Source organism: Chryseobacterium sp. CH25 (assembly GCF_004119455.1).
Lineage (GTDB): Bacteria > Bacteroidota > Bacteroidia > Flavobacteriales > Weeksellaceae > Chryseobacterium.
Window position 1 is genome coordinate 1 of the sequence record NZ_NRQT01000003.1, and the last position, 20,446, is coordinate 20,446.

Below are 20,446 nucleotides of genomic sequence, written 5' to 3' on the forward strand. Positions count from 1 at the left end.
ACGCTTTAGTTTTTCCTTACTTGGTTGTTATATTGTATGTCAATGATCTTTTCTTCTTTCGCTTTTTAACGAAGCAATCTTTCTGTCAGTGTCGCTCCGTATTTGCGAGTGCAAAAGTAAAACTTTATTTCGTAATGACCAAATGTTTTGAAAGAAAATTTTAAAGTTTTTTAAGTAACCTTAATTCTTCCTAAACCTCAATCCCTCTACTCCTGCGCTCCCTGTAATTGGGACTGCAAAGATAGAAACTTTATTTTAACTCGCAATCTTTTTTAATAAAAAATTTAAAAGTTTTTTTTCGTCTTTATCTTAGTAGATCTTAATGTTTATGCTTATCTAAAAGCTCTTCTGCGCTTACTGAATCCCTTTCGTTTTTCAGTGGGGCAAAGATAACAACATTATACAACGCAAAACAAGTAAACTTAACATAATGTTCACGTCAGTATAGCGATTGTGCATAACTTAGTTTATTAACAAGCTGATTTAATAATATTTATATAATTACTAACACTTATCCACAATGGTGGAATTGTTTTTTGAAAGGTATAGAATCTTGTTTTGAGGAGATATAAAGGGGGTTTTATACACACATATATATATAAAATGTACTGTTAATTCTTATATCTACTATTATATATGAAATTGGCTTTTGTAAGTTTTGGCTAAAGCCAATAGAAAATACTTTATTTAAGTAAACGGGCTAAAGCCCGTTTCTATTGATGCCTTCTATTCGTTGGTTAATAATAAATAGTGCTTGTCTTTTAGATAAGGCGCTGGTGAGATCCTTACAGGATGACAAAGATTGCGTAGAGAGAGATAGGAAATAAAGAGACTATATAATATATAAGGAGAAGGATTATTATGAAAGATTCTAGGATAGATTATAAAAATGGCTAAAGGGAAGTTTTATTATTTTCCCACAGATGGCACGGATTTGCACGGATGAAGAGGAATAGCTGATGCCGGGAGATAACCACCCCGTCAAAAATTCTTTGAATTTTTGACACCCCTCCAAAGGAGGGGAATGATGGAGGTCGTTCCTTAGGGATAATTATTAATACCATTAATTAACTCCACCCTATTACCTATTACCTATTACCTATTACCTATTACCTATTACCTATTACCTATTACCTATTACCTATTACCTATTACCTATTACCTATTACCTATTACCTATTACTCATTGCTCATCATTTATAAATCTGGTCCTCTACCCTAGCCCCGATAGAAACGGTTACCCCGCAACAGGGTGCTTGCAAGTTTGAGGGTTGGAGCGGTGGGGAGCAAAGGCGTGAGGAGTATGAGTGGATAGCGGGAGAAAGCTCCTAAATAAGTTTGAGCGTCTTAGAGTGGAAGGTTTAAGTAAGAAAGCAACAAAAAGAAGGAATGGCGCTTCTAAAAAAGGGATAAGAAGAAGGCTTTACAAAAACGGGAATAAAAAAATTCCGTAAGAATCCATTATAATAAGGTCCTTACGGAATGATTGTAAAACCGAAGTTTATATTTTTAGTTCAGAACGTATGATGTTCCGTCTCTCCCATCTTTTAATTCGATACCTTCTGCAAGCAGTTTGTCTCTGATCTGGTCTGAAAGTTCGAAATTTTTGGATTTTCTTGCCTGGTTTCTCAACTCGATTAAAACTTTTAGGGTTTGATCCAATTTCTCATTGTTGTTCTCCTCTACAGTCTGTAATCCTAAAACATCAAAGATAAAGGCATTCAATGTTGACTTTAAGTCTTCAAGATCTGCTGTTGAAATCGTTTCTTTACCATCATTTAAAGCGAAAATATATTTTACAGCTTCAAATAAGTGAGCAATCAGGATTGGAGAGTTGAAATCATCTGTTAATGCATCATAACATTTGTTTTTCCACTCTGTAAGGCTGAATTCTGACTTTTTATTATCATCAGGAGTAATGGAGTTCAATACTTTCACAGCTTCCATCAATCTGATAAATCCTTTTTCACTGGCGATCATGGCATCATTGGAAATGTCTAAAACACTTCTGTAATGTGCCTGCAGAAAACAGAAACGTACAATTGACGGGTGGAAAGATTTTTCAAAGAAGTCATTATCACCTGTTACCAACTGCATTGGAAGGATATAATTTCCTGTAGACTTACTCATACGCTGAGAATTCATCGTCAACATATTGGCGTGCATCCAGTAATGTACCGGTGCAGCACCATTGCAAGCTTTCCCCTGAGCAATTTCACATTCGTGGTGAGGGAATTTCAAATCCATTCCTCCTCCGTGGATGTCAAAAGTTTCACCTAAATATTTAGTACTCATTGCAGTACATTCAAGGTGCCATCCCGGAAAACCTTCTCCCCAAGGAGAGTTCCATCTCATGATGTGAGCTGGAGATGCTTTTTTCCAAAGGGCAAAGTCCTGTGGATTCTTCTTTTCTCCTTGTCCGTCAAGATCGCGGGTATTGGCAAAAAGTTCTTCTATATTACGTTTTGAAAGTTCACCGTAGTTTAACCCTCTTTTATTGTATTCTAAAACATCAAAATATACGGAACCATTACTTTCGTAAGCGAAACCTGTATCTATTAGCTTTTGTGTAAGCTCAATCTGTTCTACAATATGGCCTGTAGCTGTAGGCTCAATATTGGGAGGAAGCAGATTAAACATCTCAAGAACTTTGTGAAAATCAACAGTGTACTTTTGCACAATTTCCATTGGCTCCAGCTTTTCAAGACGGGTTTGCTTAACGAATCTATCGTTATTTACATCTCCGTCATCGGTAAGGTGACCTGCGTCTGTAATGTTTCTTACATACCTTACTTTATACCCTAAATGCATCAGAGTACGGTAGATAAAATCGAAAGAAAGGAAAGTTCTTACATTTCCTAAATGCACATTGCTGTACACTGTAGGTCCGCAGACGTACATTCCTACGTTTCCTTCTAAAATGGGTTTGAATATTTCTTTTTCCGCTGTAAGCGAGTTGTATATTTTTAGTTGCATTTATTTTTTATTAAAAGATTCAATAGTTTTAAGATTCAAAAATTAGTTAAAATAAAGATCTGTCACAACAGATAATTGTTGTGATAAAAATTTTATGTGAAACTTTTTTAAATTTTATCATAATTAAATCGCTTTTAAATGATGCTGCAAATGATCTACGTAATCCTTAATAATAAACTCCAGGGTAAATCTCTGAAGTTCCGTTTTAGTAGTATCACAAGTTCTTTGCAACGCTTCATCGGGAATATTTTCTACAATGTGAACAACCTGGTAGTTCAAAGCTTTCCAAAGGTTGATTAACTCAGCTGTTGGAACGTTCTGATAGTTTTGGGTTTTTACCCAAGCGTTCTGATCGTATACGATATTCTCGTTCTCTTTATATTGAGTAACTACAAATCTACGGATATTTGTAAAAGCACTGTCACAAAGGTGCCCAATTATTTCTTTTTTGGACCATTTTTCTGCTGTAGCCTTGTAACTCCATTCTTCTTCAGAAATTGTCTGGAATCTCTGAAGTTCTTCATCTATAATATTTTTAAGGATCTGGTAGTTCATTGATGTTAATCTAGTTTTGCATGGCTTCCTACGTAATGTAAGAATTCCTGTCTTGTGATAGGGTTTGTCCTGAAAATTCCGCTTAGCTCTGCTGTAATGGTAGAACTTGCAGTGTCTTTAATTCCTCTGCAATTTACACAAAGGTGTTTTGCATCAATGATACAGGCTACATTTTTTGTTCCTAAAGCTTCTTTCAGAGCTTCTACGATCTGCATTGTCAGTCTTTCCTGAACCTGTGGTCTTTTTGCATAATAGTCCACAATTCTGTTAATCTTTGAAAGACCAATTACTTCTCCGTTTGAAATATAAGCAACGTGTGCTCTTCCTATAATCGGTAAAAAGTGGTGTTCACAAAAAGAATATACAGTGATATCTTTTTCCACCAACATCTGACGGTATTTATATTTATTGGAAAATGTAGAGATTCCTGGTTTGTTTTCCGGAAGAAGTCCACCGAAAATTTCGTTCACATACATTTTGGCAACACGCTTTGGTGAGTCTTTTAAAGAATCATCAGTCATATCCAGACCTAGCGTTTCCATAATCTCTCCAAAAAGCTCAGTAATTTTTTCAATTTTTTCCTGTGGCGATTTATCAAAAGCATCTTCCCTTATAGGCGTATGTTCTTTTCCAGTGAAAATATCATCGTCGTTATCAGTAAAATCAACCATTTTTATTTAATTTGCAGCAAAAATACGGATAATATTGTTTCATTTATTATCTTTTATAACCTACTCTGATTAAAACTATATGATTATTGTCGAAGAAGTACAGAACAAAGACCACAAAAGGGAATTCCTGGAATTTCCCGCACAGCTTTATCAACACGACAAAAATTATATCCGCCCTTTAGATAAGCACATTGAGGAGATTTTTGATCCTGAAAAAAATAAGTTCTTCAAGAGTGGAGAATGTAAAAGGTTCTTGTTTAAAAAAGCCCATAAAACGGTTGGAAAAGTAGCTGTTTTCATCAACAATTGTTATGAACAGAAGCAGCCTACCGGTGGTTTTGGGTTTTTCGACTGTATTCATGATCAGGAAACAGCCAATTTCATTTTTGACCATTGTAAAAACTGGCTTCAGGAAAGAGGGATGGAAGCCATGGATGGACCCATCAATTTCGGAGAACGGGATAAGTTCTGGGGACTTTTGATTGAGGGTTTCATAGAACCTTTGTATGGGATGAACTATAATTTCCCTTATTACAAAGACCTCTTTGAGAATTATGGGTTGAAGATTTATTTTGAACAGCTTTGTTTTACCAGACCAGTGTTTGCAGAAGTTTCACGTATTTTCACCATTGCTCATGAGAAAAACAGGAGAAATCCGGCTATTTCTGCCCAACCTATGAAAAAGAATAACCTTCCAAAGTTCGCCAAAGACTTTACAGAGGTTTATAATAAGGCATGGGCAGCCCACGGTGAAGGAAAGCAACTGGAAGAAGCCAAGGTTCTTAAAATGTTCAATACCATGAAGCCTATTATGAATGAACATATCTCTTGGTTTGTATATGAAAATGATAAACCTATCGCCATGTGGATCAACCTTCCGGACCTCAACCAGTGGTTTAAATACCTCAACGGAAAGTTTGGAGTTTGGGAAAAGCTTAAGTTTTTATTCTTAAAACGATTTAAGAAGAATGAAAAAATGGTTGGTCTTGTTTTCGGAGTGGTACCTGAATGGCAGAGAAAAGGGATTGACGGGTATATGATCTGGGAAGGTACACAACATTTGAGAAAACATACCGATTTTACAATTACTGAGCTTCAGTGGATTGGTGATTTTAATCCGAAAATGATTAAGATTGCGGAAACGCTTGATACTTCTGTGACGAGGAAGCTTGCTACTTACCGATATTTATTTGATCGGAATAAAGAGTTTGAAAGGCATACCATTCTTTAGTAAGGAAGATGGATGCGGGAGGCTGGGAGTTATTGATGTTGTTGATTAACTAAAGATTCAGTTTATTTTTTTGGAAGCCTGATATTATTTGACGCAAAGTTTTTTATTAGCTTGCTGTTGTATTTTTGAGGGAGCGAAGGTGGAATCAACTTTGTTGATTCTTTCTAAGCGGGTGGGTAGCTTTCGGCTTTTTTGTTTGGTTTTTATCTTTAAGAAAAATTGTATGTACATGGTATTAAAATAAAAACCCTGCCGTTTAAAGCAGGGGTCCTTCATTTTTGGTACTTTTATTAGAATAGCTCACCGGCTACTTTTTTTATGTTATCACTTTTTCCCATTGAGTAAAAGTGTAGAACTGGAACTCCGAAGTCCAGCAGTTCTTTGCATTGGGCGATGGCCCATTCGATTCCAATCTGCTTGACTGCTTCATTATTTTTTGCATTCTCTACTTCATTGATTAGCTCTTCCGGAAGATCTATTTTGAATACCTGAGGAAGAATTTTCAGGTGTTTCTTAGTGGCAATCGGCTTGATTCCCGGAATGATTGGAACGGTAATTCCTATTTCTCTTGCTTTCTGAACGAATTCAATATACTTTTTATTGTCAAAGAACATTTGGGTAACTATGTAATCTGCTCCTGCATCTACTTTTTGCTTCAGCCATTTCAGGTCATAATTCATAGAAGGAGCTTCCATATGTTTCTCAGGATAGCCTGCTACTCCGATGCAGAATTTATTAAGTTCATCACAAACCTGTTCTTCGTTATGAAGATATTTTCCTCTTCCAAGGTTATTAATCTGACCCACAAGATCCATTGCACTGGCATGGCCGCCCTGAGTAGGTTCGAAATACTGATGTCCTTTCATTGCATCTCCTCTTAATGCCATTACATTATCGATCCCCAAGTACATACAGTCTACCAAAAGATATTCTGTCTCTTCTTTGGTAAAACCTCCACATAATAAGTGTGGTACTGTATCTACATTATATTTATGCTGAATGGCTGCACAAATTCCCAGAGTTCCGGGACGCATTCTTGTGATACGGCGCTCCATCAGCCCATTTCCTTTATCAAGGTAGATGTATTCTTCTCTTGAAGTAGTAACATCAATGAATGGTGGTTTGAACTCCATCAACGGGTCTATATTCGTGTATAGGTCTTCAATACCAATTCCCTTTTGTGGTGGAACAACTTCTAAGGAGAATAAAGTTTTTCCATTTGCGTTTTTAATGTGCTCTGTTATCTTCATATCAATTTTAATCTGCTAAATTTGGTGACAACCATTTTTGCGCTTCCTGGATGCTACAACTTCTTCTGTCAGCATAATCCTTAAGCTGGTCTTCTGTAATTTTTCCTAATCCGAAATATTTGGCATGCGGGCTTCCGAAATAATATCCTGAAACGGATGCTGTTGGGAACATCGCCAAACTTTCCGTAAGATATACTCCTATATTTTCTTCTACTTTTAAAAGATCCCAGATGGTATTCTTTTCCAAATGGTCAGGACAAGCCGGATATCCTGGTGCGGGACGGATTCCTTTATATTTTTCTGCTATTAATTCTTCATTGCTTAATTCTTCCTGAACGGCATAGCCCCAATATTCTGTTCTTACTTTTTTATGTAAAAATTCTGCATAAGCTTCTGCAAAACGGTCTGCCAGTGCTTTTACCATGATGGCATTATAATCATCATGGGCTTTTTCATATTCTTCTGCCAATTCATCAGTTCCGAAACCTGTGGTCACACAAAATGCTCCCATGTAGTCTGTCTTCCCTGAGCTTTGTGGAGCAATGAAGTCGCTTAATGCCAGATAATCTTTTCCTTTTGATCTTTGAGCCTGCTGTCTTAGGGTTAAAAACTTAGCCTGCTCATTATTATTTTCATCAAAAATCAGAATATCATCGGATTCGTTTGAGTTGGCTTTGAAAATTCCGAAGATTGCTTTTGCGGTTAACAGCTTTTCGTCTAAGATTCTCTTTAAAATAACCTGTGCATCTTTGAACAGTTCTTTTGCCTGCACTCCTACCACCTCATCTTCTAAGATATTTGGATATTTCCCGTGAAGATCCCAGCTTCTGAAGAATGGAGACCAGTCGATGAAAGGTAATAGCTCTCTCAGGTCCTGGTTTTCAATTACAGTGATCCCTAAGTTATTCGGAGTGAAGATCTCTTCGTTTTTCCAGTCTATTTTAAACTTACTTTCTCTTGCTTCTTCAATGGAAACATAATCTTTATCAACCTGTCTGTTCAGGAACTTTTCTCTGAAATCTGAGTAATCATTCTTCAGATCAGAAACATATTCTTTATTTCTGTCTCCTAATAATGAGCTTACCACGTTTACGGCTCTTGAAGCATCATTAACGTGAACAACGGCATTCTTATATTTTAAATCGATTTTCACTGCAGTGTGTGCCTTTGAAGTAGTTGCACCACCAATTAATAAAGGAAAATCTAAGTTCTGTCTTTCTAATTCTGAAGCGATGTACACCATTTCATCTAAACTTGGTGTAATCAGCCCGCTTAATCCGATAACGTCCACTTTTTCTGCAATGGCAGTCTGAATAATTTTTTCAGCCGGAACCATTACGCCAAGGTCAACGATTTCATAGTTGTTACAACCTAAAACTACACTTACAATGTTCTTTCCAATATCGTGAACATCTCCTTTTACGGTAGCCATTAGGATTTTTCCATTTGCAGGTCTTGAACCATCTTTTTCAGCTTCAATATAAGGCTGTAAATAGGCTACGGCTTTTTTCATTACCCTTGCAGATTTTACTACCTGTGGCAGGAACATTTTTCCGCTTCCGAATAAGTCTCCTACTACTCCCATACCCGTCATCAGATTAATTTCGATAACGTGAAGTGGCCTTTCGGCTAATTGTCTGGCTTCTTCTACATCTTCTTCGATAAAACGGTCAATTCCTTTTACCAGAGCGTAGGTAATTCTTTCCTGTAATGGGTTGTTTCTCCATTCCAAGTCTTCAGTCTTTTCTTTTTTGACTGATTTATGCTTTTCGGAATAATCCAGAAGTCTTTCTGTAGCATCTTCTCTCTTATCAAGGATTACGTCTTCTACAAGCTCCAGCAATTCTTTATTAATCTCATCATAAACCTCCAGCATAGCAGGGTTTACAATACCGATATTCATTCCGGCTTGGATAGCATGATAAAGAAATACAGAGTGCATTGCTTCTCTTACGGTATCATTTCCACGGAATGAGAAAGAAACGTTGCTTACTCCTCCACTTACTGATGCATACGGAAGATTTTGTCTTACCCAACGTGTAGCTTCAATAAAATCGATAGCATTTTTTCTGTGCTCATCCATTCCTGTTGCTACCGGGAAGATATTTAAGTCGAAAATGATATCTTCTGCTGGAAAACCGATCTGATTCACCAGAATATCATAAGATCGTTTTGAAATTTCAATTCTTCGTTCAAGATTGTCTGCTTGCCCTACCTCATCAAACGCCATGACAATTACGGCTGCTCCATATCTTTTGATAGCTTTGGCGTGCTTGATAAATTCCTCTTCCCCTTCTTTTAAGCTGATGGAATTTACCACACATTTCCCTTGTGCCACCTGAAGACCAGCTTCCAGAATTTCCCATTTGGATGAGTCTACCATTATTGGGATTCTTGCGATATCCGGTTCTGAGGCGATTAAGTTCAGAAATTTAATCATCGATGCTTTTCCATCAATCAAACCATCATCAAAGTTAACATCCAAAATCTGGGCTCCTCCTTCTACCTGATGGCGGGCAATATCTAATGCTTCAGAGAATTTCTCCTCCTTGATAAGTCTTAAAAACTTTTTGGAACCGGCAACATTGGTTCTTTCACCAACGTTGATGAAATTACTTTCCGGCGTTATGATAAGAGGCTCGAGGCCTGATAATCTTAAATATTTCATTTTATTCTTCTAAAATATAGTAGGCATTATTTGCATTCTGCCTTAATAAATCCCTGTGCTTGCCTAAAGCGGTGAACAGCGGGAATCTTTTATATGCCAAGCCATGCTCTTTAGCAAATTCTTCTATCTCTTCTGTGATCTCATTGTAATACATATAACTGTAATTGGGGAAAAGGTGATGAGCCACATGGAAATTAAAATTCCCCAGTACATTTCTTACCAACCAGTTATTTTCTTTTAAATCATTGGTCACTTCCAATTGATGACGCAGCCAACTGAATGGAAGCCCATTATCTTTATTCAATCTTGGAAAAGCATTATCAGGTAGCGGATGGAGAGGCAATAAAACGAACAGTGCAAAAATGCTTGCTGCAATCACCTGTAAAAACCAAGCTCCTAAAGCCAGACCGATTGATACTTTAAAGAACACAACAGGAACTACAATCTGATAAAAAAAGTAAAACAGCTTATAGCTCACCATTTTTACTTTCTCCACAACAGGTATTCTTCCCTGGGTTTTCAAGATCACTCTTTCTTTATCGAAGAAGTCTCTAAAATCTCTTATGAACATCCAATTGAATAAATACAACGGATATACTAAAAAGAAAAACCTATGCTGATACTTCTGTACTCCTTTTGCCTTAATCCAAGGCACTATTAATAGCAAACCACTCTGCTCAATATCGGTATCCCAGCCATCCACATTCGGATAGGCATGATGACTTGCGATATGTCTTTTCTTCCAGATATAGGAATTAGCTCCTATGAAATCAAAAATGTGCAGCACTATACCATTCAGTCTTTTACTTTTAAAGATGTTGTTATGGGCTGCTTCGTGGATCAGATTTAAATAAATTAAAACCAAAGAAATTCCCATTAAAATAAAACTCAGGATATAGACCCAATGTTTTTCTGCATTAAGGACTGCGAAGAAATATAAACCTACATAGATCAATGGAAGAATCACCGCTTTGATCTGAATATAAATATCCCTGTTTTCAGAAATAGCTTCTACCCGTTGGTTCACTTTCTTTCTCAGTTCATTAAATAACCTGGCATCATCTGAATCTTTTAAGTAACTCGGCTTTTCCATTATAATTAAATTTTGTGGTTTACTTAAAGATAATATTTATAACCCAGCCTACATTCTTGATTTTAATTAAAAAAATCTATCTAATCACACAAATTCTTTCAATTTTCTTGGATCATATTTTTCTACCAGCTCAGCAATCGCCTTGATATGTTCCGGAGTTGTCCCACAACATCCGCCGATAATATTGATCAATCCTTTCTCTACATATTCTTTGATCTGTCTTGCCATATCTTCAGGAGTCTCATCATATTTTCCAAAAGCATTCGGTAATCCGGCATTCGGATACGCTGAAACATAGAATTCTGAATTATGAGCGAGTGTTTCCAAATATGGGGTTAACTGATCTGCTCCTAAAGCGCAGTTAAAACCAACGCTTAATAAGTTCAGATGGGAAACAGAAATCAAAAAGGCTTCTGCAGTCTGCCCGCTCAATGTTCTTCCTGAAGCATCGGTAATGGTTCCTGAAACCATGATCGGAATTTTTATTCCTCTTTCATCCTGAAGTTCATCAATGGCGAATAAAGCTGCTTTTGCATTCAAGGTATCAAAAATGGTTTCTACTAAAAGAATATCTGAACCTCCATCTAATAATGCTTCACATTGTTGCTTATAAGCCACTCTCAGTTCCTCAAAAGTGATGGCTCTGTATCCTGGATCATTCACATCTGGACTCAAGCTTGCTGTTCTGTTGGTTGGACCAATTGATCCTGCTACGAATCTCGGTTTATCCGGATTTTTTGCGGTATATTCATCACAGGCTTTTCTGGCAATTTTTGCAGACTCATAGTTCAGCTCATACACCAATTCTTCCATGTGATAATCTGCCATTGCGATGGTAGTTCCGGAGAATGTATTCGTTTCAATAATATCTGCTCCTGCTTCCAGGTATTTCTTGTGAACTTCTTCAATGGCATGAGGCTGTGTCAAAGAAAGCAGGTCATTGTTTCCTTTTACAGGATGTTCCCAGTCTTTGAAACGCTCGCCACGGTAATCTTCTTCTTCAAACTTATAGCGTTGAAGCATGGTTCCCATAGCGCCATCCAGCACCAGGATGCGTTCTTTGAGGGCTTTGTTTAGTGATTCTATATTTGTCATCTCTTTTATAGTTGTTAAGTGAGACTGATAGGTTTTGGGTTGATAGGACTTCGTTCTATCTTGGGTTAAATCGCCCCGTTGGGCTCTTTGGGTTAATCTAAGGCTTGTTTTAGGTCTGCGATGATGTCGTCTACGTTTTCTAAGCCTACTGAGCAACGAACTAATCCTGCTGTAATTCCTACTTCGTTTCTTTCTTCGTCTGACAGTTTGGAGTGCGTTGTAGATGCCGGGTGGGTTACAATCGTTCTTGTATCCCCTAAGTTTGCAGAAAGAGAGCACATTTGAATCTTATCTAGGAAGCTTCTTCCTCCTTCTATTCCACCTTTTATTTCAAAAGCAACAATGTTTCCACCGAGCTTCATCTGTTTTTTGGCTACTTCATAGTTCGGATGGGATTTCAGGAACGGATATTTTACCAGTTCTACATTAGGATGGCTTTCTAAAAATTCTGCTACTTTCAATGCATTTTCGCAGTGTTTTTCCACACGAATTGCTAATGTCTCCAAGCTTTTTGATAATACCCATGCATTAAAAGGAGACAACGCAGGTCCTGTATTTCTTGCGAAAAGGTAAATTTCTCTAATCAGGTCTTCTTTTCCTACTGCAATTCCACCTAATACTCTTCCCTGTCCGTCAATCAACTTCGTTGCAGAATGTACAACAACATCTGCACCATATTTAATAGGTTGCTGAAGATAAGGCGTTGCAAAACAGTTATCTACAATAAAGATCAAATTATGTTTCTTAGCAATCTGCCCGAAAAACTCCAGATCCAGAATTTCAATGGCCGGATTGGTAGGGGTTTCAAGATATAGGATCTTTGTATTCGGTTTTATATATTTTTCCACATTCTCTGCATCTTCTGCTTTGAAATAGGTCGTTTCAATATTCCATTTCGGGAAATACTTTGTGAACAAAGTGTGAGTAGATCCGAAAACTGACTGGCAGCTCACGATATGATCTCCGGCACTTAATAATGCTGCAAATGTAGAGTAGATAGCTGCCATTCCTGTTGCAAAAGCATATCCAGCTTCTGCACCTTCCATTTTTGCAATCTTTTCTGTAAACTCAGAGACATTCGGGTTAGAGAAACGGCTGTACAGGTTTTTAGGTTTTTCTTCAGCAAAACTGGCTCTCATATCTTCAGCATCCTGAAAAATAAAGCTGGATGTAAGATATAGTGGCGTGGAGTGCTCGTCAAACTGAGATCTCTCAGTCTGGGTTCTTATTGCTGATGTTTCGAAATTTTCCATATAGTTTTAATTTGTCAATTTACCAATGTATCAATCTAACAGTGTAATAATGATATTCTTTGCTTTGCTCAGAATGGCAATAACCAATATTGGCAAACTGTTACATTGCTAGATTGTTACATTAATTTTATTTTGTTTCACTTAGTCTTAAAATATCACCGAATACACCTCTTGCAGTCACCTGTGCTCCGGCTCCGGCTCCCATAATTACGATTGGGTTTTCACCGTAACTTTCTGTGTAGATCTCAAAAATAGAATCTGAACCTTTCAACTGTCCTAATGCTGAACTTCCTGGTACAGAAACCAGTTTTACATCAAGCTGCCCTTTTTCTTCCTGTAAATTTCCGTGAAGATCTCCTACGTAACGTAATACATGACCAGGCTCCTGACTATCTTTAATTTTTTGATATTCCTCATCCAATTCTTCTAATCTTGAAAGGAATTCTGATTTTGAAACTGACAATAAGTTTTCCGGAACCAGATTTTGGATGTTGATATCTTCAAATTCATTGATTAAGTCTAATTCTCTAGCTAAAATCAATAGCTTTCTCGCTACGTCATTTCCTGATAGGTCTTCTCTTGGATCCGGTTCTGTGTATCCTTTCTCTAAAGCTTCGTTTACAATTGTTGAGAATTTATCATCTCTCAAAGAGAAATTGTTGAAAACATAACTTAATGTTCCAGAGAAAACTCCTTTAATTCTTGTGATATTTTCTCCTGAAAGGTGTAATAATTTAATAGTATCAATTAATGGAAGACCCGCTCCTACATTGGTTTCATACAGATAACGTCTGTTATTTTTACTCAACGTATATCTTAGTTTTCTATATTCTTCGATGGGAAGGGTGTTGAAAATTTTGTTGGAAGAAACCAGATCAAATCCATTTTCTGCTAAAGCATGGTAGTTCTTCACAAAATCTTTGCTTGCTGTGTTATCTACAACAATCAGGTTCTCCAGTTGGTTTTCATTAGAGAAATTAATTAACTCTTCAACATTGGATGGCTGCTCTGCTGTTAAAACCTCATCAGACCAGTTCGCATCAAAACCTTTTTTGTTGAAAGCAATTTTCTTTGAATTGGCTACAGCAACTACTTTAAGATCTATTTTTTTACGTCTTTTGATTTCTTCTGAAGATTCAAGAACCTGCTCAATTAATGTTTTCCCTACATTTCCATGGCCAATAATTGCAAGATGAACGGTCTTTGGCTTTTTGAAGATCTCAGATTCTATGATGTTTCTTGTTTTTTCATCTTGTGAAGAAGTGACTACGATATTGACTCTGTTATCACCTGCAACTTTGTTCAAAAGCAATGGAAAAACATTGTTTCTCGCTAGCTCTGCAAAAACTTTATTGGAATCTTCTGCTACAAAACCGATCACAGAAACATTGTTGATACTATATATTTGGGATACTTTTCCTGATTTTCTTTCTCCTTCAAATTCATCAATAAGACAAGCTACTGCTTTCTCCGCATCATTTTCGTGAACTAAAATAGAAATTCCGTTTTCTATGGCTTGCTGAGAGATTACTCCCACGCTGATACGCGCTAAAGTAAGCGCTTTAAAAATTCGTCCGTCAATTCCGATTTCCCCTAAGAAATCTTCTCCTTCAAATTTGACAATTGATCTGTTCTTTAAAAATTTTATTTCGTTAGCATTTTTCATGACTCTATAAAATGTTTTTTATGATATTATTTAATTGTTGATATTCCATTAGGAAGGCATCATGCCCGTGTATAGATTGGATCTCGTGATATGAGATATTCTCCTTTTTCTTTTTCAGCTTTTCAAAACACATTCGGATTTCAGAAGCTGGGAAGAATAAATCTGTATCTACGGAGATCATGTGCATTCGTGCCTCTATCCTCTCCAGAGCTGTTTCATCAGTATTTATATTCATCAGCAAATGATTCATCAGTTTGTATGCCTGTAAACTAAATCTTTCGTTTAATGCATTGCCGTGATAAATCAGCCAGTCTTCTGAGTCCAGACGTTGTTTATCCTGATTGTATTTATTTTGAAATCTGTCGTTAAGTGATTCCGGAGTTCTATAACACAGCATGGCATGGATTCTCGCTTTCTGTAAAGGTTCATCTTTATCATTCAATAAAAATTTCTGAACCACACATTGTGCATGAAGCCAATCATGGGTTCTGTAATCACAGGCAATAGGAATAAAAATTTCTGCCAGTTTGGGTTGTTTTACTAACATTTCCCATGCAATTCCTCCTCCGAGAGAACCTCCAATAATGGCGTATAGGTTTGTAATATGTAAAGCTTCCAGTCCTTTCAGAAATATATTGGCTATATCTGAAGGAGTGAAGTCTTCATAGTCTTCAATTAAAAAATGATCGTATCCGTTTCCGGGAATGTTGAAACACAGAACAGTGTATTTATTCGTATCCACAATCTGATTTTCGCCCACCAATTGTTTCCACCAGCCTTTTTCTCCGGATACGTTTGAATTTCCGGTAAGGGCATGGTTGATTAAAATAATTGGGGCTGTAAACAGGTCTTTCCCGAAAAGCTCATAGCTTAACGAGATATTGTATTCCTTGTGGGAATTGGTTTGATACGAAAGATTAATATAGTTTAGTTCTGTTTTCAATTCTATTAAATTTTAATACAATTGAAAATGCCACAGGAAATGGCTGAAAAGAACTTCAGTAAGTTATCTGTCCAAAATTACTTTGGTAGAACGTAGCACCTTCTTTGCTTGCGCAAAGGGTTGCTAAGGTTTCATAGGGTCTAATCCCTCAACCTTTCTTGATAACATTTTCAATATTTGAATGAACGAATGGTGCAAAGGTAGTTCTTTTCTTTTAAAATCAAAAAAAAATTAATTTAATATTTAAAAAAGCCCTTAAACACAAGTCTTTCAAAGGCATATTAATTATTATTCAGATAAAATGAATTGGAATTATTTTACAAAAAAACTAACTTCGTATTGAAAAATGATGAAATATGATCGCCGAAAAAGAAAGATTACAAGATACCAAATGGAAAAACTGGGGACCTTATGTAAGCAACCGGCAATGGGGAAATGTACGGGAAGACTATAGCCCGGACGGGAATGCATGGAACTTCACCAATCATAATAATGCAGAAAGCTATACCTACCGTTGGGGAGAAGAAGGTATTGCTGGAATTTCTGATGTAAAGCAGCTGTTCTGCTTTGCTCTTTCGTTCTGGAATAAAAGAGATAAAATCGTTAAGGAGCGTTTCTTTGGATTGAGTAACCCTCAGGGAAACCATGGTGAAGATATTAAGGAAATTTTCTACTATCTGGATAATACGCCTACTCATAGTTATATGAAAATGGTTTACAAATATCCGATCAATGAATTTCCTTACGATGAACTTGTTGCCGTAAACGGAAGCCGCAGTAAACAGGAACCGGAATATGAGATTTTTGATACCGGAGTCTTTGATAATGATTCTTATTTTGATATTTTCATTGAATACTGTAAAGCGGACCACAATGATATTCTGGTAAGAGTAACCGTTTGTAACCGAAGTCAACAGGATGCACCAATAGTAGTAGCACCCACCGCATGGTTTCGAAATAACTGGAAATGGGGTTACAATACCTATAAAGCTGAAATGAATGTTTCTCACGACGGAAGCATCAATATTGGGCATGACAGTATTTCTATTAAGAAGTTTTATTCAAGAAATAAAAATGCCCAAAGTGTTTTCTGTGAGAATGAAACCAATAATCCAAAGCTGTATGGAACTCCGCAAGCAGAAAACACATATTATAAAGACGGGATTAATGACTATATTATTTACAGCAGCAATACTGTAAATCCTGAGCAAAAGGGAACTAAAGCTTCTTTTTTAATTGATGAAGTCATCGGATCCGGAGAATCATCAACTTTTGAATTCAGATTGTGTCCTCATGAAAGTGATGAGCCTTTTGAAAATTTTGATGAGATTTTTAATAACAGACAAGCTGAAGCAGAGGAGTTTTATAATGAAATTCAAAATGATACGACCAATGAGGATGAAAGGAATGTTCAAAGACAGGCTTTTGCCGGACTTCTTTGGAATAAACAGTTTTATCATTACAATATCGGAAAATGGCTGAAAGGCGATCCGAACTTTGAAGCTCCGAGAAACTTTCATAATTATGTAAGAAATACAGAATGGAATCATCTTCACAATAAGGATATCATCTCCATGCCTGATAAATGGGAATATCCATGGTATGCAACCTGGGACCTTGCTTTTCACTGTGTCCCTTTATCCATTATTGATGCTGAATTTGCCAAAGGACAGCTTTTACTTTTGACTAAAGAATGGTATATGCATCCTAACGGACAGCTGCCAGCCTATGAATGGAATATGAGTGATGTGAATCCTCCTGTACATGCATGGTCTTGCTTCAGAGTTTTTAAAATTGATGAAAAAAGCAACGGAAAACCTGATTTATTATTCCTTGAAAAAGTCTTCCAAAAGCTTCTTCTGAATTTCACCTGGTGGGTGAACCGAAAGGATAAAAATGGTAAAAATATTTTCGGAGGTGGTTTCCTTGGGTTAGATAATATCGGGGCTTTTGACCGAAACACAGTTTTAGAAGATGGACAACATTTGGAACAGGCTGATGGAACAAGCTGGATGGCTATGTATGCTCTGAACATGATGCGAATTGCTATGGAACTGGCTCAGTATTATCAGGTTTATGAAGATATGGCCATCAAATTCTTTGAGCATTACCTTTATATCGCAGAAGCCATGGAAAATCTGGGTGAAGGAACAAAAGGTCTATGGAACGAGGAAGACGGATTTTTCTATGATGTTCTCCAGCTTGGAAACGGAAACAGTGTTTCTTTACGATTAAGAAGTATTGTAGGATTAATTCCTCTTTTTGCAGTGGAAATTGTAGATCACAGACTTCTGGAAAAGATGCCGAACTTTAAAACCAGAATGGAATGGATCTTAAAAAATAAGCCTGAACTTACCAAACTGGTTTCTCACTGGGATGAGGAAGGGCATGGCAGAAAACACCTGATGAGTATTCTCCGCAAGAACAGATTAACAAAAGTATTATCAAGAATGCTTGATGAAAAGGAATTTTTAAGTTCCTATGGAATCCGGGCCATGTCTAAGATATATGAAGAAAATCCTTTTGTATTTTCTGTTCATGGTCATGAAAATGTTGTCTATTATACTCCTGCGGAAAGTGACAGCAGAATGTTCGGCGGAAACAGTAACTGGCGTGGACCCATCTGGTTTCCTATCAATTTCCTGATCGTAGAAAGTTTACAGCGTTTCCATTATTACTACGGAAACAGCTTGAAAGTTGAATTGCCAACCGGAAGTGGTGAAAAGAAAAACCTTGATGAAGTGGCTCAGAATATAAGTAAAAGACTTTGTTCTATTTTCTTAAAGGATGAACACGGACAACGTGCCTTCAATGGCGGGAATCCGAAGTTCAATTATGATGAACATTTCAGAGACTATATTACTTTCTTTGAATACTTCCATGGTGACAACGGGCGCGGTGTAGGTGCATCTCACCAAACGGGTTGGACGGCTACTGTAGCAAAACTGATAAAACCAAGACTTACCTTCTAATGAGCAATCAGTAATAGGTAATGAGTAATAAAAAAACCGGATGTTTCATCCGGTTTCTTTTTTGTACACTATCTTTTTTTGCCACTAATGCACGAATAATATAATTGATGAATGGTATGCAACCATGAATTTCATGCCTAAATGGTTTAAAAATCTCTTACCACATAGATACATAAGCATTATGCAAATAAAATTATTCGTGAATTCGTGGCAGAATAAAAAATGAGGCTTTTAAGCCTCATGTATCATTTTAAATTTTTTCTCCGTTCACATATACTTCGTATCCGATTTCTACGTTGGGTTCTAACGTTTTTGATACTGAACAGTATTTTTCAAAAGATAGTTCTGCTGCCTTTAAAGCTTTCTTAGGATCAATTTCTCCTTCTAACAGAAATTTCACTTTAATGGATTTGAAAGGTTTTGCATCATCTACCTGTACTCTCTCCCCTTCTACTTCTGCCTGGAAACTTTTAATTTCCTGACGCTGCTTCTTCAAAATAGAAACTACGTCTATTCCGCTGCATCCTGCTACTGCCATCAATACGCTTTCCATTGGAGAAACTCCTTTTGCGCCCGGCTGTGAAGTATTGTCTAAAAGGATAGAATTGCCCTGTCCGTTTGTACATTCAAATAAAAAATCGTCGTTGATTCTATTAAGTGTTATTTTCATTGTTGCTTATTATTCTTGCAAAATTATAAAATTCCTCTGGCTTTTATCTCCAAATATTTATTGATAACGTCGATATTCAAATTCTCAGGAAGGGTATATACTGTATAAATTCCGTATTTACGGAGTTCCTGAATAATCAGTTTCTTTTCAAATTCAAATTTTTCGGCCACAATTTCATCATAAATTTCCTGCATACTTTCAGGATTCTTGTTAATGAGGGTCTGTAGCTCCGAATTTTTGAAGAAAACCACTACCAGTAGGTGATTTTTAGCAATTCCGCGCAGATATTTTAACTGGCGGTTTAGTCCATCCAGCGTTTCAAAATTGGTAAATAGCAGAATTAAACTTCTCTGATTGATGGAGTATTTTATATCCTGATACAATCGGTTGAAATCACTTTCAAAAAAATCTGTTTTAATATTATAAAGTGATTCTGATATTTTCTTCAGCTGTCCTGATTTATTCTCGGCGGCAATTTTATTTTCAGCTTTTTTGGAAAAGGTCATCATTCCTGCTCTATCTCCTTTCCTTAAAATAATATGAGACAAAGCCATGGTTGCATTGATGGAGTAATCCAAAAGACTTAACCCTTTAAAAGGCATCTTCATGGTTCTTCCTTTATCAATCAGCATAAAAATACGCTGTGATTTTTCATCCTGGAATTGGTTTACCATTAAACGATTGGCTTTGGATGTTGCTTTCCAGTTGATGGTTCTGATATCATCTCCGGGAACATATTCTTTAATCTGTTCAAATTCCATGGTATGTCCCAACTTTCTCACCTTTTTAATTCCGCCCAACAGAAATTCGCTTTGCAAAGCCATCAGCTCATATTTTCTAAGATGAATAAATGATGGATAAGAGGGTAACATGGCATCTTTCTGAAAACTGAATCTTTTCGAAACAAATCCTAATGGTGATGAAACATAAATGTTCAGCCCTCCGAAATGATATTCTCCTCTTTCCTTAGGTTCTAAACTATATTGAAAGAAAGTATTGGCGCCTGCATTAATAGACTTTTCAATTAAAAAATCTCTTTTCTGGAACTGAAACGGTATCTCATCAATGATCTTAGTGGAGATCTTAAAGTTGTAATTATTTTTAATATCAATTTTTACAAAATTTTCATCGCCATTGGACAATTTTTCCGGTAATATCCTTTGTGCCTGTAGCGCATTTTTTTGATTAAAGATCAGTAAATAATCCACCATCACAGCAAGAAAACAAATCAAAAGAGCAATGTGGCCAACCCACATCAACACTGGAAAGAAAAATGCCAGCACATACAGTATCCCCACTCCAATGAGTGTAAAGAAGAAACGGGTATTGATGTATAAGTTTTTCATTGTTTAGGTTGCAGGTTATAGGAATTAGTGATTATCACCCTATCTCTTATTTCTACC

Annotated in this window: 14 protein-coding genes and 1 riboswitch; of the genes, 2 read left to right on the top strand and 12 right to left on the bottom strand. The window is 36.7% G+C overall.

Annotated elements, in window-relative coordinates; genetic code table 11:
* Positions 1-1,509: 1,509 nt before the first annotated feature.
* The 3 genes from cysS to folE form a co-directional block, all read right to left on the bottom strand.
* A complete protein-coding gene (cysS, locus tag BOQ64_RS08170) occupies positions 1,510-2,976 on the bottom strand; it encodes a cysteine--tRNA ligase (RefSeq protein WP_129057664.1) in 1,467 nt (488 codons plus the stop codon).
* Between the two features lie 123 nt (positions 2,977-3,099).
* Complete coding sequence (locus tag BOQ64_RS08175; protein WP_129057665.1) at positions 3,100-3,531, bottom strand: DinB family protein; 432 nt, start codon at positions 3,529-3,531, stop codon at positions 3,100-3,102.
* A gap of 5 nt (positions 3,532-3,536) precedes the next feature.
* A complete protein-coding gene (gene folE / locus BOQ64_RS08180; protein WP_045490962.1) occupies positions 3,537-4,202 on the bottom strand; it encodes a GTP cyclohydrolase I FolE in 666 nt (221 codons plus the stop codon).
* A 79-nt stretch (positions 4,203-4,281) separates the two neighbouring features.
* Here folE and BOQ64_RS08185 point away from each other — a divergent pair, with 79 nt between their 5' ends.
* Positions 4,282-5,433 carry a hypothetical protein gene (locus BOQ64_RS08185; protein WP_129057666.1) on the top strand — a complete coding sequence of 384 codons (1,152 nt, stop codon included), beginning with the start codon at positions 4,282-4,284 and terminating at the stop codon, positions 5,431-5,433.
* Between the two features lie 290 nt (positions 5,434-5,723).
* Here BOQ64_RS08185 and metF read toward each other — a convergent pair whose 3' ends face one another.
* The 7 genes from metF to BOQ64_RS24825 form a co-directional block, all read right to left on the bottom strand.
* Positions 5,724-6,683: a methylenetetrahydrofolate reductase [NAD(P)H] gene (metF, locus tag BOQ64_RS08190; RefSeq protein WP_129057667.1), complete on the bottom strand. Its 960-nt coding sequence runs from the start codon at positions 6,681-6,683 to the stop codon at positions 5,724-5,726.
* Between the two features lie 7 nt (positions 6,684-6,690).
* Positions 6,691-9,351 carry a methionine synthase gene (metH, locus tag BOQ64_RS08195; RefSeq protein WP_129057668.1) on the bottom strand — a complete coding sequence of 887 codons (2,661 nt, stop codon included), beginning with the start codon at positions 9,349-9,351 and terminating at the stop codon, positions 6,691-6,693.
* A gap of 1 nt (position 9,352) precedes the next feature.
* Complete coding sequence (locus BOQ64_RS08200) at positions 9,353-10,444, bottom strand: fatty acid desaturase family protein (RefSeq protein ID WP_129057669.1); 1,092 nt, start codon at positions 10,442-10,444, stop codon at positions 9,353-9,355.
* 84 nt (positions 10,445-10,528) lie between these two features.
* Positions 10,529-11,539 (bottom strand): homocysteine S-methyltransferase family protein, encoded by a 1,011-nt coding sequence (locus BOQ64_RS08205; RefSeq protein ID WP_129057670.1) that lies wholly within the window; start codon positions 11,537-11,539, stop codon positions 10,529-10,531.
* Between the two features lie 92 nt (positions 11,540-11,631).
* Positions 11,632-12,792, bottom strand: coding sequence for an O-succinylhomoserine sulfhydrylase (locus BOQ64_RS08210; RefSeq protein ID WP_129057671.1), 1,161 nt, complete (start codon positions 12,790-12,792; stop codon positions 11,632-11,634).
* A gap of 127 nt (positions 12,793-12,919) precedes the next feature.
* Entirely contained in the window at positions 12,920-14,458 is a 1,539-nt protein-coding gene (locus BOQ64_RS24820) for an ACT domain-containing protein (protein WP_129057672.1), read from the bottom strand.
* Between the two features lie 4 nt (positions 14,459-14,462).
* Entirely contained in the window at positions 14,463-15,401 is a 939-nt protein-coding gene (locus tag BOQ64_RS24825) for an alpha/beta fold hydrolase (RefSeq protein WP_129057673.1), read from the bottom strand.
* Positions 15,402-15,461: 60 nt separating this feature from the next.
* Positions 15,462-15,569, bottom strand: a riboswitch (SAM riboswitch).
* Between the two features lie 188 nt (positions 15,570-15,757).
* Here BOQ64_RS24825 and BOQ64_RS08225 point away from each other — a divergent pair.
* Positions 15,758-18,373 carry an MGH1-like glycoside hydrolase domain-containing protein gene (locus BOQ64_RS08225; RefSeq protein ID WP_129057674.1) on the top strand — a complete coding sequence of 872 codons (2,616 nt, stop codon included), beginning with the start codon at positions 15,758-15,760 and terminating at the stop codon, positions 18,371-18,373.
* A 250-nt stretch (positions 18,374-18,623) separates the two neighbouring features.
* Here the strand turns inward: BOQ64_RS08225 and BOQ64_RS08230 are convergent, their stop codons facing one another.
* Positions 18,624-19,043, bottom strand: coding sequence for an OsmC family protein (locus BOQ64_RS08230; protein WP_129057675.1), 420 nt, complete (start codon positions 19,041-19,043; stop codon positions 18,624-18,626).
* A gap of 23 nt (positions 19,044-19,066) precedes the next feature.
* Positions 19,067-20,389 carry a DUF58 domain-containing protein gene (locus tag BOQ64_RS08235; RefSeq protein ID WP_129057676.1) on the bottom strand — a complete coding sequence of 441 codons (1,323 nt, stop codon included), beginning with the start codon at positions 20,387-20,389 and terminating at the stop codon, positions 19,067-19,069.
* Positions 20,390-20,446: the final 57 nt, after the last annotated feature.